Consider the following 17,225-nt stretch of genomic DNA (forward strand, 5'->3'; position numbering starts at 1 on the left):
TCAGGCCACCGTGTCGATGATGGTGCCGACCTTGTCGCCGGCAGGCGCGGGGGGCGGGGACTCGTCGGTCTTGGCGACGGTGATCTGACGGTCCGCGTCCTTTTGCAGCAGGGCGGTTTCCAGCGCCTTGATCTGGTCTTCGAGCGACTGGATCTGCTGCATCAGCGCTATCCTTTGCTGTATCGAGTCCGTGCTGGTGTCGCCCGCCAGCTTGGCCAGTTCCTCGCCCAGCTTGGCCTCCTGCTTTTGCAGCACGCGGATCTGCTTGATGATGGCCGAGCGCACGGTCGTCGTCTCGGTGGCGGCGGTGGCTGGTTGGACGGGGGAGACGGTTGAGGTGTTCATATATAAATTATCGGCAAGCTAACGGAAAACCTTAGCCTTGATGGATAATGCTCGGACTGAACATCTCACAAGGAGCTCGCATGAAACAACTATTGCTTGGCTGTGCATTGCTGGTGGCGTTTTCCGCCTACGCGGATGAGGCCTCAACGTGCTCGGCGTCCGCCGGCAGCTACCGCAGCGGTGTCGTGGTGAAGGGGCCGAAGTTTTCGCACGGCCAGTTCCGCAAGGGCGTGGAGCTGTCGCACACCCATCTGAAGATGAAGTCCGACCAGGACGGCAAGGTCTACGACGTGGCGATCGACAATGTGTTCGCCAGCGGCTTCGAGCCCAACCAGCGTACCGTGCCGACTTCGCTGAACGCCATCAAGGTGAACGACCGGGTGGAAGCCTGCGGCCAGTTGTACACCGACGGCGGCGTCGGCATTCACTGGGTGCACACCAACTGCGGCAAGAAGCCGACGCCCGCCAAGCCGGACGGCTGGCTGAAGGTGATCTCGGCCGACGGCCAACCGGGACAAAATATCGAAAGCAATACGCAATACTGCTCGGTCTTCAAGTAAGTCCTGTATTGCCATGCTTGCTATACTGTTGCCTGTGAGAGAAATTTTCAGGGGAATAGTTTGCAGGCATTGAACAAACGTTGGAAGCGGTGGGGCGTGGGCGTGGCTGGCGCGGTGGGTGTGTATGCGTTGGCGGGCGGCTGGCTGTTGCCGCAAGTGATCAAGAGCCAGCTTCCAAAGTTTGTCGAGACCGAGCTGGAACGCAAGGCTAGCATCGGCGAAGTCAGTTTCAATCCCTTCACGCTGCGGCTGGCGGTGCAGCAGTTCCAGCTGACCGAGGCCAGCGGCGCGCCCTTGTTCGGCGTCGGCGCGCTGGAGGTGGAAATGCAGTGGCGCTCGCTGCTGCGCCGCGCCTGGAGTTTCGCCGATATCCGTATCGTGGCGCCGACGGTGCAGCTGGCCATCGCGCCGGACGGCAAGTTCAACATCGCCGAATTCGTGGCGACACTCAACAAACGCAAGCACGATGACAGCGACAGCGGCATGCCGCGCCTGGTCGTCGAGCATTTCGCGCTGGAGCAGGGCAAGGTCGACATGCATGACCGTCACGCCGGCTACAGCGATACCTATGCGCCGATCGCCTTCACGCTCAACAACCTGAGCACGCTACCGGACGAGAACGGCGATTACGCGCTGAGCGCCGACGCCGGCCTGGGCGGCAAGCTGCGCTGGAAGGGCACGAACGCGCTCAATCCGATCGCCGGCAGCGGCGTGCTGACGCTGGAGAATGTGGCCTTGCCGGGCGTGTCGACGTATTTGAAGTCGTTCGCGCGGGTGACGGTGGTGGAGGGCCGTTTGTCGGCCAAGCTGCCTTATAAATTCGCTTACAAGGACGGGCGGCTGGATGCCAACGTGGCCGGGGCCGGCCTGGCGCTGAACGACCTGGTGGTCAAGCGCGATGGCGCGGCCGAGGCCTTCGTCAAGTTGAAGCTGTTCGATGTCAGCGATGTCGGCGTGGATCTGCTCAAACGCACCGTGACGGTGGGCGGCTTGCATGTCAACGGCGGTGCGCTGGCGGTGCGCCGCGATGCCAAGGGCGAGCTGGATGTGGCGGGGCTGATGGTTCCTGCCGCGCCTGCGCAAGCGGCGACGCCGGCCACGGCGCCAGCGTCCGTGCCGGCTGCGAAGGGCAAGCCAGCGGCTGTCGCGGCGGCCAAGCCTGCGCCGGCGGCCAACTGGAAAATCCAGCTCAAGCAGCTCGCATTGGACGACATCGCCGTGGCGGCGGTGGACGAGACCGTCAGCCCCGCGCTGAAATTCAATGCGGACAAACTCAAGCTGCACCTGCAACTGCAAGCCGAACCCGCCGCCGACGGCCTCAAGCTGAACATCGCCGACGCCGCCTTCTCGGTGGACAATCTGGTGCTGAACAGCGGCGCGATGACGCCGCTCAAGCTGGCGCAATTGGGCTTCGACGGCGGCGAGATCGACCTGGCCGCGCAACGCGCCAGCCTGGGCCGCCTGTACTTCGACGGCGGCCAACTGGACCTGTCGCGCGACGGCAAGGGCAAGTTCCTGTTCCTGAACGCCTTCCCGAAATCGGGCGGTGGCGCGCAGCCGCCGGCGAAAGACGCAGCGGCCTCGGCGCCTTGGACGGCCAGCATCAAGACCGTCGAGTTCAACAAATTCGGCGCGCGTTATGATGATGCGAGCAGCGGCATCAAAGCCAATCTGCAAGACTTCAACCTCAAGCTGACCGATGCCAGCACCGACCTGAAGAAGCCGCTGGCCTTCGACGGCGCGGTCGGCCTGCGCGAAGGTGGCCTGCTGACCGCCAAGGGCAAGGTGGTGCCGTCCACCGGCGCCGTCGATACCGATCTCAAGCTGACCAAGCTGGCGATCGCGCCGGTGCAGCCCTTGCTGTCCAAGTACGTCAAGCTGAAGATCGCGGCCGGCAGCATCTCCGGCCAGGGCCGCCTGCACACCGGCGCCGGCGGCAAGGCCGATCCCGGCCTGCGCTACGACGGTTCGCTGGAAGTGGCCGAACTCGCGCTCGACGAAGAAGACAACGACCGCTTCGCTCACTGGAAATCGGTACGCGCTGACAAGCTGGCCTTCGGCCTGTCGCCGGACGTGCTGGATATCGCCGAGCTGCGCGTCATCGAGCCGGACGCCACGCTCATCATCGAAAACGACCGCAGCTTCAACGCCCAGCGCCTGCTGGTGACGCAGCCGGCCCCGGACGCTGGCGCCAAGGCGGCCGCCGCGCCTGCGACCACCGCCGAGCCGTTCCCGGTCAAGGTACGCCGCGTGCGCTTCGAGAACGCCAAGCTGGCCTTCACCGACCTGAGCTTGCGGCCGCAGTTCGGCGCCAGGATTTATGAGCTGGGCGGCGTGATCACCGGCCTGTCATCCAGGCGCGACGCCAGCAGCCAGATCGAGCTGGACGGCCGTGTCGACGACTTCGGCCTGGCGCGCATCCGTGGCAAGCTCAATCCCTTCGTCCCGGCCGACAACACCGACATCAACGTCGTGTTCAAGAACGTCGACATGGTGTCGGCCTCGCCGTACAGCATGAAGTTCGCCGGCTACAAAATCGCCCAAGGCAAGATCTCGCTGGACCTGGAATACAAGGTCGCCAAGGGCCAGCTGGAAGGCAACAACCACATCGTGCTCGACAACCTGACGCTGGGCGAACGCATCGACAGTCCGGACGCGCTCAAGCTGCCGCTGGAGCTGGCGTTGGCCATCCTGAAGGACAGCGACGGCCGCATCGATCTCGGCGTGCCGGTTTCCGGCAATATGAACGATCCGCAGTTCAGCTACGGCTCGGTGGTGTGGAAGGCGATCGGCAACATCATGACCAAGATCGTGACCTCGCCGTTCCGCGCGCTGGGCAATCTGTTCGGCGTCAGCGGCGACAAGCTGGAGTCCATCGACTTCGACGCGGGCAGCGACACGGTGCTGCCGCCGGAGCGCGAGAAACTCAAGCAGGTGGCGCAGATCCTGGCGAAGAAGGCACAGCTGAAACTGTCGGTGCCGGGCCAGTACAGCGAGCCGGTGGACGGCGCGGCCTTGCGCGCGCAAGCCCTGCGCCGCGTGGTGCTGGCGCGCGCCGACATCAAGCTGGCGGCCGGCGAGCAGCCCGGCCCGCTCGACATGGGGCAACGCAAAGTGCGCGGGGCCATGCGCGACCTGTACGCCGAGCGTTTCGGCGCGGCCGAGCTGGACAAGCAGAAGAAGGCCGCCGAAGCGGCCGCCGGTCCTGCCGTCGGCGCCGCTGGTTCCGATGCCGCCGCAGCCGACTCTGCGCAAAAGAAACTGCCCGTGCTGCAACGCCTGGGCAAGCTGGTGCAGGGCGAACCGCAAGTGGCGGACGCCACGGCCTTCTACGCCAAGCTGCAAGAACGCCTGGAGCAGAAGCAGCCGTTGCCGGCGGACGCCTTGCCGCAACTGGGCGCCAAGCGATCCGCCGCGATCCTGGCGGCCTTGAAGGGCGAGGGTGTCGATGCCGCCGCCGCGCACACCACCGCGCCGGAGCCGGTGGACGCCAGCGCCGGCAAGCCGATCGCATTGAAACTCGGCCTGTCGGCCAAATAAGATGAGCGACGATAAAAAACACGCTGGCGGCAACGCGCTGCTGGCCGGGTTTGCCCTGCTGGCCAGCCAGCTGTCGCTGAACTTCGGCGCGGCGATCGCCAAGCATCTGTTCCCGCTGGTCGGCGTCGAAGGCGTGACGGCTTACCGGGTCGGCCTCGCGGCGGTGCTGATGCTGTTGATCTTCCGGCCGTGGCGCACGCCGCTGACGTGGGCGCAGGGCGTCAACGTGGCGATCTACGGCAGCGTGATCGGCTTGATGAACCTGCTGATCTACCGCTCCTTCGACCGCATCCCCTTGGGCATCGCGGTGGCGATCGAAGTGGCCGGGCCGTTGACGGTGGCGGTGCTGTCGTCGCGCCGGCCGCGCGATTTCGCCGCGGTCTGCCTGGCGGTGCTGGGCTTGTATTACCTGCTGCCGATACACGGCAAGGTCGACCAGCTCGATCCGGTCGGCGTGATGTACGCGGCCGGCGCGGCGGTGTGCTGGGCCCTGTACATCGTGTTCGGCAAGCGGGTGTCGGTGATGCATGGCGGGCAGTCGGTGGCGTGGGCCATGCTGGCGGCGTCGCTGTTCATTGTGCCGATAGGCGGGTGGTACGGCGGCGCGGCATTGCTGACGCCAAGCTACCTGCTGATCGGCCTGGCGATCGCGGTGATGTCGAGCGCCTTGCCGTACACGCTGGAGATGCTGTCGATGCGCACCCTGTCGTCGCGCACCTTCAGCATGTTCAGCAGCGGCGCGCCGGCGCTCAGCGCGCTGGCCGGCATGGTGGTGCTGGGCGAGCACCTGACGCTGACGCAATGGCTGGCGATCGGCAGCATCGTGCTGGCGTCTGCGCTGACCTCGCTGCGCTGAACCGTGTTGCGCTTCTGACTAGTTCATGGCAGCATAACCGCTTACCGGAGGAGTAACCCTATGCAAATCGCCCGCGCACAACAACCGATCGCCGCCGCCACTGTCTCGCTGATCGCGTGGGTGCTGTGCGTCGCCGCCTTCCTGCCGCCGCTGAACAAACACACGCTGGACTCGGTGCCGCTGATGATCTTGGCCGGCGTCGGCATCGCGGTCAGCTTCATCGTCCACCTGGTGTTCATCGGCATGTCGGCCAAGCGCCTGGGCCGTTCGCCGGTGCTGTGGGTGGTGATCTGCGTGTGCCTGTTTCCGGTGGCGTCCATCGTCGGCCTGATTTTGTTCGAATGGTTCAGCGACCAGGAAAAACAAGCCAGCGTCTAAATTGGGTCTTGCAAAAAACTGAATCTTTCGGCTAGTATGGATGCCGATGCAACATTGCATCGACGTCGCTCGGACGGTTCCGGGCGCTTACGTGAGATATCCATGACTGACACCCAAACTCCGCGCAGCTTTTCGCGCATCGATCGCCTGCCTCCCTACGTTTTCAATGTCACCGCCGAGCTCAAGCTGGCGGCGCGCCGTCGCGGCGAAGACATCATCGACATGTCGATGGGGAATCCCGATGGCGCCACGCCGGCGCACATCGTCGAAAAACTGGTCGACACCGTACAACGTCCCGACACGCACGGCTACTCGGCCTCCAAGGGCATACCGCGTCTGCGGCGCGCGATCACCAAGTGGTACAAGAACCGCTACGACGTCGAGTTCGATCCCGACTCGGAAGCCATCGTCACCATCGGCTCCAAGGAGGGCCTGGCGCACCTGATGCTGGCCACGCTGGACCAGGGCGACACGGTGCTGGTGCCCAACCCCAGCTACCCGATCCACATCTGGGGCGCGGTGATCGCCGGCGCCAACATCCGCTCGGTGCGCATGACGCCCGGCGTCGATTTCTTCGACGAGCTGGAACGCGCGGTGCGCGAGAGCTATCCGAAACCGAAGATGATGATCCTGGGCTTCCCGTCCAACCCGACCGCGCAATGCGTGGAGCTGGAGTTCTTCGAGCGCGTGGTGGCGCTGGCCAGGCAGCACAACATCCTGGTGGTGCACGACCTGGCCTACGCCGACATCACCTTCGACGGCTGGAAGGCGCCGTCCATCATGCAGGTGCCGGGCGCGCGCGAGGTGGCGGTGGAATTCTTCACCATGTCCAAGAGCTACAACATGGCGGGCTGGCGCATCGGCTTCATGGTCGGCAACAAGGAGCTGGTGGCGGCGCTGGCGCGCATCAAGAGCTATCACGACTACGGCAGCTTCACGCCGGTGCAGGTGGCGGCGATCGCCGCGCTGGAAGGCGACCAAAGCTGCGTCAGCGAGATCTGCGCGATGTACCAGAGCCGGCGCGACGTGCTGCACAAAGGATTGTGCGAAGCCGGCTGGCCGGTGGACAAGCCGAAAGCGTCGATGTACATCTGGGCGCGCATCCCGGAACAGTATCGCCATCTGGGCTCGCTGGAATTTTCCAAGCTGCTGCTGGCCGAGGCCAAGGTGTGCGTGTCGCCCGGCATCGGCTTCGGCGACTACGGCGACGAGTATGTGCGCTTCGCCCTGATCGAAAACGAAGCCCGCATCCGCCAGGGACTCCGTGGCATCAAGGCCATGTTCCGCAAGGCTGAATAAATCTGCTTGGACTTTACGCCGCATCAAACGGGATGTTTGATGCGGCGGCTACTGTGTTCCTGAATTCCTACAGGAGCGTCCATCATGTCTTCCTCGCCCGTCAGCGACAGCACGCGTCGTTTGCTCGACGCCGTCAGGAAACTCGAACTCACTTTGCAGTCGACCGGCTTGCCGCGCATCCTGGCGCGGCTGCCGGTATGCTGGCTGTGCTGGCACTACTGTCGTACGCTGGACCAGAAGATCGTCCGCATCAAGCGCATCGCCGGCAAGTTCGAACAGTGGCTGCCGGCGATTCGCGCCTACTCGGGCGACGAGAAGGCCCGGCTGGAGCTGATCGACGTCGACCTCAGCATGCGCAACGATATCGAGATCACCAAGAACACCATGTGGGAACTGCGCAGCTACTGCATCGACGTCGGCCGCATGTTCGAGCAGCTGGGCTACCAGTCGCCGCGATTGCGCCGGCGGCAGGCGCTGTTCTTGCAGATTTTGGAGAACTCGTGCGTGGCGGCCGGCACCATGCAGGCCGCGTTGGCCGAGCACGACAACACGGCGCTGGCCTTGCTGCGCGCCCGGCAGGCGCCGGCCGTTTAAAAACCTTCCAGCACGATCTTGCCCTTGGCGCGGTTGCTTTCGATGAGCGCGTGCGCGCGCTTCAGGTTGGCCGCGTTGATCTTGCCGTAGCGCTCGGCCAGCGTGGTCTTGATGACGCCGGTGTCCACCAGCCGGGCCACATCGTTCAGCAGCTGATGCTGCTTCTGCATGTCCGCCGTCTCGAACATCGAGCGGGTGAACATGAATTCCCAATGCAGCGATACGCTCTTGCGCTTCAACAGGCGCACGTCGATGGCGGCCGGGTCGTCGATCAGCGCGACCTTGCCTTGCGGCGCGACCAGCTCGGCGATGGCGGGCCAGTGATGGTCGGTCTGGTTCAGGCTGGCGACATATGTCACGGGAGGCAGGCCGAGGCGGGCGATCTCTTCGTTCAGCGGCTTGCTGTGGTCGATGACGTGGTGTGCGCCAAGCTCCAGCACCCAGGCCGCGGTGTCGGGCCGCGAGGCGGTGCCGATCACGGTCAGTCCGGTCAGCTGGCGCGCCAGTTGCACCAGGATGGAGCCGACCCCGCCGGCCGCGCCGATCACCAGCAACGACTGGCCGTGCACGCCCTTGTCGCGACTCACTTCCAGGCGTTCGAACAGCAGCTCCCACGCGGTGATGGCGGTCAGCGGCAGCGCGGCGGCCTTGCCGAAGTCCAGCTTCTTCGGCTTGTGGCCGACGATGCGTTCGTCCACCAGGTGCAGTTCGCTGTTGGTGCCTGGGCGCATCAGTGCGCCGGCGTACCAGACTTCGTCGCCCGGCTTGAACAGCGTGACGTCGGGACCGACGGCCCGGACCACGCCGGCGGCATCCCAGCCGATGACCTTGCTGTCACCTTCTGCCGGCGCCATGTTGGCGCGGATTTTTACGTCCACCGGGTTGACCGAGATCGCTTTGACTTCGACCAGCAGGTCGTGGCCGGTCGCTTGCGGCGCCGGCAGTTCGATGTCGATCAGGGCGTCGTCGTCGGTGATGGGGAGGGACTTGCGGTAGGCGACGGCTTTCATGGAAATGCTCCGGGTGAGTTGGGATTGAGGGTATCATCATTTATTTCGCGGCCTTGAAAAAGGGGCTGCATAACGAAACACTTTCAAGGGAATGCGGAAAATTGTTGCGATTGGATGATCTGACCGTCTATGTCCGTACCGCCGACCGGGGTAGCCTGTCCGCCGCGGCGCGCGAGCTGGAGATATCGCCGGCGCTGGCCAGCGCCGCCGTCAAGCGGCTGGAGGGCGAGCTGGGCTTCCGTTTGTTCGCCCGCACCACGCGCTCGCTGCGGTTGACGGAGGACGGCGAACACTATCTGCGCCACGCGCGCGAGGCGCTGCGCTTGTTGAAGGAAGGGCATGATGCGCTGATCCAGGGCCAGGAAACGCTGGGCGGAACGCTGAAGATTTCGATGCCGTCCGACCTGGGCCGGAACATGGTGGTCGGCTGGCTGGACCAGTTCCAGGCGCTGTATCCCAAGGTCAGTTTCCAGCTCAGCATCAGCGACCGCGTGTCGGACATGTACCGGCAGCCGGTCGATATCGCCATCCGCTACGGCAGGCAGGATGATTCCAGCCTGGTCGCGCTGCCGCTGGCGCCGGACAACCGGCGCGTGCTGGTGGCCTCGCCGGACTACATCCGGCAGCACGGCAAGCTGACGGAGTTGAACGAGCTGCTGCGCCACAACTGCCTGCGCTTCATGGTGGAGGAGGTGATCCACGACCGCTGGAGTTTCTACCGCAACGCCGCCGCCGAGCCTGTGGCGATCCACGTCAGCGGCAACCGCAGCGCCGACGACGCCGACGTGGTGCGGCGCTGGGCGGTGGCGGGCCTGGGCATCGCCTACAAATCGCGGCTGGATCTGGCGGACGACATCCGCAGCGGGCGCCTGCAGATCCTGATGCCGGACATACTGGGCGAACCGGCGCCGCTCAATATGCTGTGCATGCACCGCGCGCAGATCACGCCGACGGTGCTGCAACTGCGGGACTTCCTGCGCGCGCACTGCGAGAAGGCGTAGAAATACGCTTAGAAAATAATTAAAACGACAAGCTGGCGCTTACGGCGGCGCCAAATGCGCTTACCATAGCCCCAATATTTACCAGGAGATACTCCGATGACCGAAACCCAGCGCGACATCCTCAGTGCCGGCTTTTCCCTGACCTTGATCGCACTGGCGGCGTTTGTCATGCATCGCTTCTTCCTGCCGCTGATCTGGGCCGGCATCCTGTGCGTGGCGACGTGGCCGCTGTACCGGCGCATACGGACGCGCTTCGGCCGCCACGACGTGCTGGCCGCCGCCGCGTTGACCTTGATCTGCGTGGCCGTGTTCATCGTGCCGGTCTCGCTGGGCGTGGCGCAGGCCGCCAAGCAGGCGCCGGAGCTGGCCAACTACATCGTCACCGCCAACACCGACGGCATCCCGGTGCCGGCCTTTGTGCTGCATCTGCCGATGGTCGGCGAATGGATCAGCAACTGGTGGCAGGCCACGCTGAGCCAGCCGCACGGGCTGTCGCACCTGTTGTCCGACCGTGAAATCAACGGCCTGCATTCGGCCAGCGACATGATCAAGGTGGCCGGCGTCGGCTTCATGCACCGGCTGGTCGATTTCGGCCTGGCCTTCCTGTGCCTGTTCTTCTTCTACAAGGACGGCGAGGCGCTGAACCGCCAGATCACCGCTATCGGCAGCCATTGCTTCAGCGAGCAGCGCTGGGCGCGCTACGCAGAAAAAATCCCGACGGCGATCCGCGCCACCGTCAACGGCCTGGTGCTGGTGGGCCTGGCGGAAGGCGTGTTGATCGGCATCGGCTACGCGTTCGCAGGCCTGCCGTCCCCCGCCCTGTGGGCGGCGGTGACGGGCATCCTGGCGATCATTCCATTTGGCGCGCCGATCGCTTTCGTCAGCGCGGCGGCGGTGCTGGCGTTCAACGGCGCCGTGCCGGCGGCCATCGCGGTCGCGGTCTGGGGCACCATCGTGCTGTTCGTGGCGGATCACTTTGTACGGCCAGGCATGATCGGCAACGCCACGCGCTTGCCGTTCCTGGCCGTACTGTTCGGTATCCTGGGCGGGGTTGAAACCCTGGGCCTGGTCGGACTGTTTATCGGTCCGGTTGTGATGGTTCTGTTTGTGACGCTTTGGTACGAGGCGAATCTGTTTGATGACGGCTCGCCAGTTGCCAAACCCAGGTGAGGAGCGCGATCGAGGCCGCGGCGTCGGCCGGCCTGTCTTGCGACTGGATCGGGCAACTGGCACCGGCAACCATTAGTGCGCCTTCGACAGGATCAGCAGCCAGCGGCGGAACATCAGTACTTCCAGATGGCCTGCCTGTACGCCGGTGTCGCATTCCATGATCGGGTTCACTGCGTAGTAGCGCTTGCGGAAGTCACGGCACACCAGCAACTCGCGTTTGCCCATGCGTACCAGGAACGAGGTAGGCATATATTCCATACCGAAGCGGGAACCAAAGCTGCTGTGCAATGTAGTCATGACATTTCCTTTGTGGGGAGTAGCGTTTAACGAGGAGTTCAGAATAGCATAACTACTGTATGAATAAACAGGTACTGTGTAAATAAACAGTAAATTCGTTTTTTCGTGGTTTTTCCACCAACTTGCACGGCAGAGCGCCTTGGAGCACCAAATTTTCACCAAATTCATCCGTTTCATTGAAGCAAGACTGTCGCCGGGCGGCGAATTCGGCCTGCACCTGACCGCCGGCCTGGCGCTGCTGGTGGCCGCCGCCGCGATCTTCAGCGACCTGGCCGAGGATGTGATGGGCAAGGAGGCGATCACCGTGCTGGACATGCAGGTGGCGCACTGGTTCCATGCCCATGCGTTCGAACCGCTGACCAGTGTCATGCTGGGCGTGTCGCTGGCGCATACGGGTTACGGGATGGTGTTGCTGGTGGCGGCGCTGGGCTGGCATCTGTGGCGCGTGCGGGCGCGCTACTGGCTGCTGGCCTTGCTGGTCTCCGTGCCCAGCGGCGCGCTGTTGAACGTGGCGCTGAAGTACCACTTCCAGCGCGTCCGGCCCGCGTTCGATGAGCCGCTGTTGACTTTGATGACGTACAGCTTCCCCAGTGGGCACACGTCGGCGGCGACTTTGTTCTACGGCCTGCTCGCCAGCTATCTGGTGATCGCCCGTCCGCAGTGGCATGTGCGCTTGGGTACGGTGGCCGGCTGCGTCTTGATGGTATTGTTGGTGGCGTTCAGCCGCGTCTATCTGGGCGCGCACTATTTGAGCGACGTGCTGGCGGCCATGGCCGAGAGCGTGGCGTGGCTGGCGGTCTGCATCACGGCGATCTCGACGCTGCGCCGGCGCCGCGAAGCAAAAACCATCTAAACTATTTCCGGGAGAACGCGCTGGACAGCATCATCGTCATCATCAACGCCGGCGCAGGGCAGGGCTACTGCGGCGGCTGGGCCGCCGCGCTGGCGGAAAAATTCCGCAGCCATGGCGTCGAGCCGGACATTACTCTGGCCAAGAGCGGCGCCGAGATGGTGGCGCGCGCCGAGCGGGCGCTGGCCGACGGCGCGCCGGTGGTGGTGGCGGGCGGCGGCGACGGCACCATCAACGCGGTGGCGTCGGTGCTGGTCGGCAGTTCGACGCGGCTGGGCGTGCTGCCGCTGGGCACATTGAACCATTTCGCCAAGGATTTGAAGATACCGCTGGAGCTCGATGCGGCCGTGGCCAACGCGGTGCGGGGCAGGGTGCGCCAGGTGGACGTGGGCGAGGTGAACGGCCGCATCTTCCTCAACAACTCCGGCCTGGGCATCTATCCCGACATCGTGCGCGACCGCGAACAGCAGCAGCGCCACCTGGGCCGCAGCAAGTGGCCGGCGTTCGGCCGCGCCTTGTTCGCGGCCTTGCGGCGCTTTCCGTTCATGAACGTGCGGCTCAAGATCAATGGCGAAGAGCATCTGCGCCGCACGCCGTTCGTCTTCATCGGCAACAACGAATATTTGCAGGGCCTGACGCTGGGCGGGCGCGAGCGGCTCGATAGCGGCAATCTGTGCCTGTACGTGGCGCAGAAACCCACCAGGCTGGGGCTGCTGCGCTACGGCCTGCACGCCATGCTCGGCAAGTTGGGCGAGGCGCGCGATTTCGACGTGTTGTCGGCGCCGGAATTGATTATCGAAACGCGGCACCATCACATGCGGGTCGCCACCGATGGCGAGGTGTCGTTGATGAAACCGCCGCTGTGCTACCGCTCGCGGGCGGCGGCGTTGAGCGTCATCGTACCGGCCCAGGAGGGATAGCATGCGCACCATCGTCCATTTATCCGATCTGCATTTTGGCCGCGTCGACCAGAACCTGCTGCGGCCGCTGCAAGAGCTGGTCGCCAGCCTGGCGCCGGATGTCGTGGTGGTGTCCGGCGACCTGACGCAGCGCGCCAAAACCGAGGAGTTCAAGGCGGCGCGGGCCTTCCTCGACACCTTGCCGGGGCCGCAGATCGTGGTGCCGGGCAATCACGACATCCCCTTGTACAACGTCGCCAGCCGCTTCCTGACGCCGCTGCGCAAGTACACGCGCTACGTCACGCTGGACTTGACGCCGGAATATGTGGACGAAGAGATCGCCGTGCTGGGCATCAATACCGCGCGTTCGCTGACCTTCAAGGATGGCCGCATCAACCGCGAGCAGATCGACCAGATCCATCGCCGCATGAGCGCGGTGGATCCGCACCTGACGCGCATCGTCGTCACCCATCACCCGTTCGACATGCCGGAGGCGCTCGACGACAACGACCTGGTCAACCGCGCGCCGCTGGCGATGCGGGCGTTTGCCGAGTGCGGCGTGGATTTGCTGCTGGCCGGGCATCTGCATGTGAGCCATGCGCACAACACGGCGCAGCGCTACGAGATCAGCGGCTACGCCGCCTTGATGGTGCAGGCCGGCACCGCCACCTCCACGCGCGGGCGGGGCGAAACCAATTCGTTCAACGTCATCCGTGTCGAGCACGACAAGGTGGAGGTGCAGCGCTACAGCTGGGTGGACGGCACCGGCGCCTTCGAGCTGGCGCACACCGAGCGCTTCCAGCGCAGCGGCGACGCCTGGAGCCTCACCGCCGAAGCTTAATCATAAACACCGGTGTCTTACAGCCAGTAGTTCATGAAGCGGGCGGCGAATTCGCGCAGGCGGTCGGCCCAGGGACGGTGGCGCCACGCTTCCTGCGTGATCTGCACCGAGTCGCGCAGGTCTTCCTGGAAGGCGCGCTCCATCTCGCCGCCGAAGGCGTCGCCCATGATCACCACGTTCAGCTCGCTGTTGTGCAGGAAGCTGCGGGTGTCGATGTTGGTCGAGCCGACCGTCGACCAGTTGCCGTCGATGACGGCGGTCTTGGCGTGCAAGACCGCCAGCTTCAACTGGTGGATCTGGACGCCGCTGCCCAGCAGGTCGTCGTAGAAGGCGTGGCCGGCGTAGAACACCAGCCCGCTATCGGAGACGCCCGGCAGCACGATCTTGACGTCCACGCCGCGCCGCGCGGCCGCCATCAGCGCTTCCACCGTCTGCCGGTCCGGCACGAAATAGGCCGAGGTGATGTGGATGCTCTTCTTCGCTTCCTGGATCGCCAGGTTGTAGGCCTTGTAGATTTCGAACTTGCCGCCGGGCTCGCTGCCCAGCACGCGCACCACCTTGTCGCCGGCGATCACCGGCTGCGGGAAGTAGTCCGCTTCGGTCAGGTCGTCCTTGTCCTGCGTGGCCCACTGGCGCACGAACAGCCACTGGAAGGCCTGCACCGCCGGCCCTTCGACCTTGATGTGGGTGTCGCGCCAGCCCACCTGCGATTTGTCGGTCGGCCTGGCGGCGGAGCGGAACAGCGAACTCTTGGCATAGGTCGCGCTGATGTTGATGCCGCCGGTGAAGGCGATCTTGCCGTCGACGATCAGCACCTTGCGGTGGTCGCGGTTGTTGAGCTTCCAGCTTTCGCCGCTCAGCTTGGCCGGGTTGACCGGGTTGAATTCGATCAGGTGGATGCCGGCTTCGCGCATGCGCTTGAAGAACTCGGCCGGCACGCCCAAGGTGCCGACGCTGTCGTACAGGATGTTGACCGTTACGCCTTGCCGCTGTTTTTCGATCAGCGCGTCGGCGAACTTCAGGCCCAGCTCGTCCTGGTCGAAGATATAGGTTTCCAGGTTGATGTTGTTGCGCGCGCCGTTGATGGCCTTGAGCATCTCGCTCATGGTCTGCGGGCCGTCGAACAGCAAGGTACATTTATTGCCGGCGATCAGGGGCACGCCGGTCGCCGCTTCCTCCAGCGCGGCCTGGGCCTGCATGTCCAGCGAACCCTTCGGCCAGCGCTTGGCCAGCAAGGCCTTGCCGCGCGCGGCGCTCAGCTCGCCGTTGACGCCCTTGACGCTGGGCACGGCGGCAGGATCCAGCTGGCCGCTCATCGCCGTCACGTTGGGCAGCGAGGCGCATGCGCCCAGCAAGCCCCAGCACATCAGGCAGAGGGGTAGCCAGCAACGCATGCGCGTGATTTTCATTTGATGGTCTTTTCAGGAGTGAGTGATTCATCGGGCGGCGCCAATTGCGCCGCTTCTTCCGCCGCCGAGCCGAACAGGAACGACACCGGTCCCTGAAGGAAGCGGCGGCCCAGCGCCTTCATCAGCAGCCAGCCGTGCTTGAAGCGCACCTGGCGCGAACGCAGCGCCACCCACAGCGCCAGCCCGAAGCTGACCAGCAGGTTGACCGAGCCGATCGCCAGGAAACCGGCAACCGAAGTCAGCACTAATTCCCAGCTGACATGGTAGTCCAGTCCGACCATCGCTGTCGCAAAATTGGCGGACGAGAAGGTGACGTGGCGGATGTCCAGCGGCATGCCCAGCAGGAAGCCCAGCAGCGGCATCACGCCGAGCAGGATGCCGAAGAAGAAGTTCCCCATCAAGCCGCCCAGGTTGTTTTCCAGGTACACGCCGAGGCGGTCCAGGCGCTGCTGGCCCAGCAGCCAGCGCAGGCCGCGCAGCTGCGCGATGCGCTGCGCCCAGCGGGTGTACAGCGCCTTGTTGTCGTAGTAGCCCGAGATCAGGCCGGCGACGAACAGGCAGACGCCGGCGATGGCCGCGTACACCAGCGTCGGCCCGTGGATGGGATCGATGTCCTGCAGCAGGTGCATGGCCTTGTCCGGCGACACCAGGTGGTGGCCGGTGATCAGCGGCCAGGCCATGGCGATCAGCCAGGCGGTCGGGATGGCGGTGGCCAGGTTGCCCAGCACCGCCATGTTCTGCGTGCGGATCACCTTGTTGCACAGCTCGGCCATGCTGTCGATGTCGATGTTGCGGCCGTCCTTGCTGTGCAGGCCGGCGGCGATGCGCGAGGCCGTCATGGCCGGCTGCTTGGTCGCCACCGTGAAGTGCAGCAGGTGGATGAACATGAAGCCCAGCGAATAGTTCATGCTGAACAGGAAGGCTTCCACCAGCGGCGCGGCGCGCAGGTAGGACATCAAAATCTTGAACAGCGCCATGAAGCCGATCACCAGGCCGGCGCCGGCCGAGGACACGAACATGCCGCCCAGCTCCTTGCGGCTGTCGGCCACGTAGTGCTCGCCGGTGTGGCTGGCGTTCTCGGTGACGTTGCGCGCCAACAGGTCGATGTTGTCGCGCATCAGGTCGCGCACCATGTACTTGTTGTTGTGCGCTTCGATCAGCTCCAGCGCCAGGCCGACGGCGGCGCCGCGGCGCGGGCTGGGCGGGCCTTCCTGCTGGTGCGGCGCGTGGGTCGCGGCCAGCAGGTTGATGTCGGCCGGCGGCGTCACTTGCAGCTCGCCGCTGACGTCGACCAGGAACAGCAGCTTGCGCAGGCGGTCTATGCTTTGCGTCAGCGTCACCAGCAGGTAGGTCAAGGCGATGCTGGTGCCCTGGCTCAGCGCTTTCTTGCGGATCTTGGCCACCACGACGTCGCACTGGTCCAGCATCACCAGCAGGTGGCGGGCGTCCTCCAGCGGCGCGTCGTCGCCGGCCAGCATGCGCTGGTAGCTGTCGAGATAGGCGTTGACCTCGTAGTTCTGCACCATGAACGGCGACTCGTAGGTCTCGATCTCGGTGTGGAAATTGGTCAGCTTGGGTTCCAGGCCGATGGCGCTGACGCGGTAGGACAGCGTGCGTATCGATTCCAGCAGGCCGGGCAGCATCAGGTTGGGGCCGGCGTCGGCGGCGTCGTGCAGGCCGACCACGTCCACCAGGGCCAGCCAGTCGGCGGCCGGCACGGCGGCGATCCAGAGGTGGTCGGTGCGCCGGTAGACCACCTGGTCGAGCGCGTCGCTCAGGTAGACATCGCCCAATGCGGGCGGCAGGATGCGGTAGGCGATGCGGCGCTTGAGTTCGGTGAAGAAGCCGTCGTTCGACAGCACGCCGATCTCGGTGTACAGGCTGGCGTGGCGGCGGCTGGCGAGCAGCTTGCACGCGTAATGGCGCAAGGCCAGCGCGTGCGCCGGGTTGCCCTTCAACAGTTGGCACAGCGTGCGCACGTTGGCGGTGGCGCGCGCGCCGTCGGTGGCGCGCTGGGGACGCAGGGTATTGAACAGCTCGACCATCAGGCCGATGTCGCTGCTGTCTGCATCGATGCGTTCGAGGATTTCTAGCATGCGTAAGGCGGTGGACCGCGTTGGGACAAAAACGCAGTATAGACGTATAAGTCTGTCAAGTATGTACGCTGGCGAACATT

General features: G+C 64.7%; 16 protein-coding genes. 11 read left to right on the plus strand and 5 right to left on the minus strand.

What is annotated here, in order from left to right; genetic code table 11:
• Entirely contained in the window at nucleotides 1–345 is a 345-nt protein-coding gene (locus tag RUGAMON1_RS21385; RefSeq protein WP_445232427.1) for a FlxA-like family protein, read from the minus strand.
• An 80-nt stretch (nucleotides 346–425) separates the two neighbouring features.
• On the opposite strand from RUGAMON1_RS21385, the gene RUGAMON1_RS21390 reads away from it, so the two are divergent.
• The 6 genes from RUGAMON1_RS21390 (at nucleotide 426) to RUGAMON1_RS21415 (ending at nucleotide 7,572) form a co-directional block, all read left to right on the plus strand.
• The gene (locus RUGAMON1_RS21390) at nucleotides 426–905 is read left to right on the plus strand and encodes a hypothetical protein (protein ID WP_445232428.1); all 480 of its coding nucleotides are present in this window, start codon (nucleotides 426–428) and stop codon (nucleotides 903–905) included.
• Between the two features lie 69 nt (nucleotides 906–974).
• Nucleotides 975–4,445 carry a DUF748 domain-containing protein gene (locus RUGAMON1_RS21395; RefSeq protein WP_445232429.1) on the plus strand — a complete coding sequence of 1,157 codons (3,471 nt, stop codon included), beginning with the start codon at nucleotides 975–977 and terminating at the stop codon, nucleotides 4,443–4,445.
• Between the two features lies 1 nt (nucleotide 4,446).
• Complete coding sequence (locus RUGAMON1_RS21400) at nucleotides 4,447–5,301, plus strand: EamA family transporter (RefSeq protein ID WP_445232430.1); 855 nt, start codon at nucleotides 4,447–4,449, stop codon at nucleotides 5,299–5,301.
• Between the two features lie 60 nt (nucleotides 5,302–5,361).
• Nucleotides 5,362–5,679: a hypothetical protein gene (locus RUGAMON1_RS21405; RefSeq protein ID WP_445232431.1), complete on the plus strand. Its 318-nt coding sequence runs from the start codon at nucleotides 5,362–5,364 to the stop codon at nucleotides 5,677–5,679.
• Between the two features lie 102 nt (nucleotides 5,680–5,781).
• On the plus strand, nucleotides 5,782–6,978 hold the full coding sequence (gene alaC / locus RUGAMON1_RS21410) for an alanine transaminase (RefSeq protein WP_445232432.1): 1,197 nt from the start codon (nucleotides 5,782–5,784) through the stop codon (nucleotides 6,976–6,978).
• A gap of 84 nt (nucleotides 6,979–7,062) precedes the next feature.
• Nucleotides 7,063–7,572, plus strand: a complete 510-nt coding sequence (locus RUGAMON1_RS21415; RefSeq protein ID WP_445232433.1) for a hypothetical protein — start codon at nucleotides 7,063–7,065, stop codon at nucleotides 7,570–7,572.
• Here RUGAMON1_RS21415 and RUGAMON1_RS21420 read toward each other — a convergent pair.
• Complete coding sequence (locus RUGAMON1_RS21420) at nucleotides 7,569–8,582, minus strand: zinc-binding alcohol dehydrogenase family protein (protein WP_445232434.1); 1,014 nt, start codon at nucleotides 8,580–8,582, stop codon at nucleotides 7,569–7,571. The genes RUGAMON1_RS21415 and RUGAMON1_RS21420 overlap by 4 nt on opposite strands.
• Nucleotides 8,583–8,683: 101 nt before the next feature.
• Here RUGAMON1_RS21420 and RUGAMON1_RS21425 point away from each other — a divergent pair, with 101 nt between their 5' ends.
• Together RUGAMON1_RS21425 and RUGAMON1_RS21430 are read left to right on the plus strand one after the other, a co-directional pair.
• Nucleotides 8,684–9,583, plus strand: coding sequence for a LysR family transcriptional regulator (locus RUGAMON1_RS21425; protein WP_445232435.1), 900 nt, complete (start codon nucleotides 8,684–8,686; stop codon nucleotides 9,581–9,583).
• Nucleotides 9,584–9,679: 96 nt separating this feature from the next.
• Nucleotides 9,680–10,753, plus strand: coding sequence for an AI-2E family transporter (locus RUGAMON1_RS21430; RefSeq protein ID WP_445232436.1), 1,074 nt, complete (start codon nucleotides 9,680–9,682; stop codon nucleotides 10,751–10,753).
• 72 nt (nucleotides 10,754–10,825) lie between these two features.
• On the opposite strand, the gene RUGAMON1_RS21435 is transcribed toward RUGAMON1_RS21430, so the two are convergent.
• The gene (locus RUGAMON1_RS21435; protein ID WP_445232437.1) at nucleotides 10,826–11,050 is read right to left on the minus strand and encodes a hypothetical protein; all 225 of its coding nucleotides are present in this window, start codon (nucleotides 11,048–11,050) and stop codon (nucleotides 10,826–10,828) included.
• A gap of 139 nt (nucleotides 11,051–11,189) precedes the next feature.
• Here RUGAMON1_RS21435 and RUGAMON1_RS21440 point away from each other — a divergent pair, with 139 nt between their 5' ends.
• From RUGAMON1_RS21440 to RUGAMON1_RS21450, 3 genes are read left to right on the plus strand one after another with little or no spacing between them, the layout of a single operon-like run.
• Nucleotides 11,190–11,903 (plus strand): phosphatase PAP2 family protein, encoded by a 714-nt coding sequence (locus tag RUGAMON1_RS21440; RefSeq protein WP_445232438.1) that lies wholly within the window; start codon nucleotides 11,190–11,192, stop codon nucleotides 11,901–11,903.
• The gene (locus RUGAMON1_RS21445; RefSeq protein WP_445232439.1) at nucleotides 11,837–12,820 is read left to right on the plus strand and encodes a diacylglycerol/lipid kinase family protein; all 984 of its coding nucleotides are present in this window, start codon (nucleotides 11,837–11,839) and stop codon (nucleotides 12,818–12,820) included. Before RUGAMON1_RS21440 ends, RUGAMON1_RS21445 begins: the two co-directional genes overlap by 67 nt.
• A gap of 1 nt (nucleotide 12,821) precedes the next feature.
• The gene (locus RUGAMON1_RS21450; protein WP_445232440.1) at nucleotides 12,822–13,640 is read left to right on the plus strand and encodes a metallophosphoesterase family protein; all 819 of its coding nucleotides are present in this window, start codon (nucleotides 12,822–12,824) and stop codon (nucleotides 13,638–13,640) included.
• Between the two features lie 17 nt (nucleotides 13,641–13,657).
• On the opposite strand, the gene cls is transcribed toward RUGAMON1_RS21450, so the two are convergent.
• Nucleotides 13,658–15,049 carry a cardiolipin synthase gene (gene cls, locus RUGAMON1_RS21455; RefSeq protein WP_445232441.1) on the minus strand — a complete coding sequence of 464 codons (1,392 nt, stop codon included), beginning with the start codon at nucleotides 15,047–15,049 and terminating at the stop codon, nucleotides 13,658–13,660.
• The gene (locus tag RUGAMON1_RS21460) at nucleotides 15,046–17,145 is read right to left on the minus strand and encodes a site-specific recombinase (protein ID WP_445232442.1); all 2,100 of its coding nucleotides are present in this window, start codon (nucleotides 17,143–17,145) and stop codon (nucleotides 15,046–15,048) included. The genes cls and RUGAMON1_RS21460 overlap by 4 nt, the downstream gene beginning before the upstream one ends.
• Between the last annotated feature and the right edge of the window lie 80 nt (nucleotides 17,146–17,225).

It is taken from the genome of Duganella rhizosphaerae (assembly GCF_040364205.1).
In the GTDB taxonomy this organism is placed as follows: domain Bacteria; phylum Pseudomonadota; class Gammaproteobacteria; order Burkholderiales; family Burkholderiaceae_D; genus Rugamonas; species Rugamonas rhizosphaerae.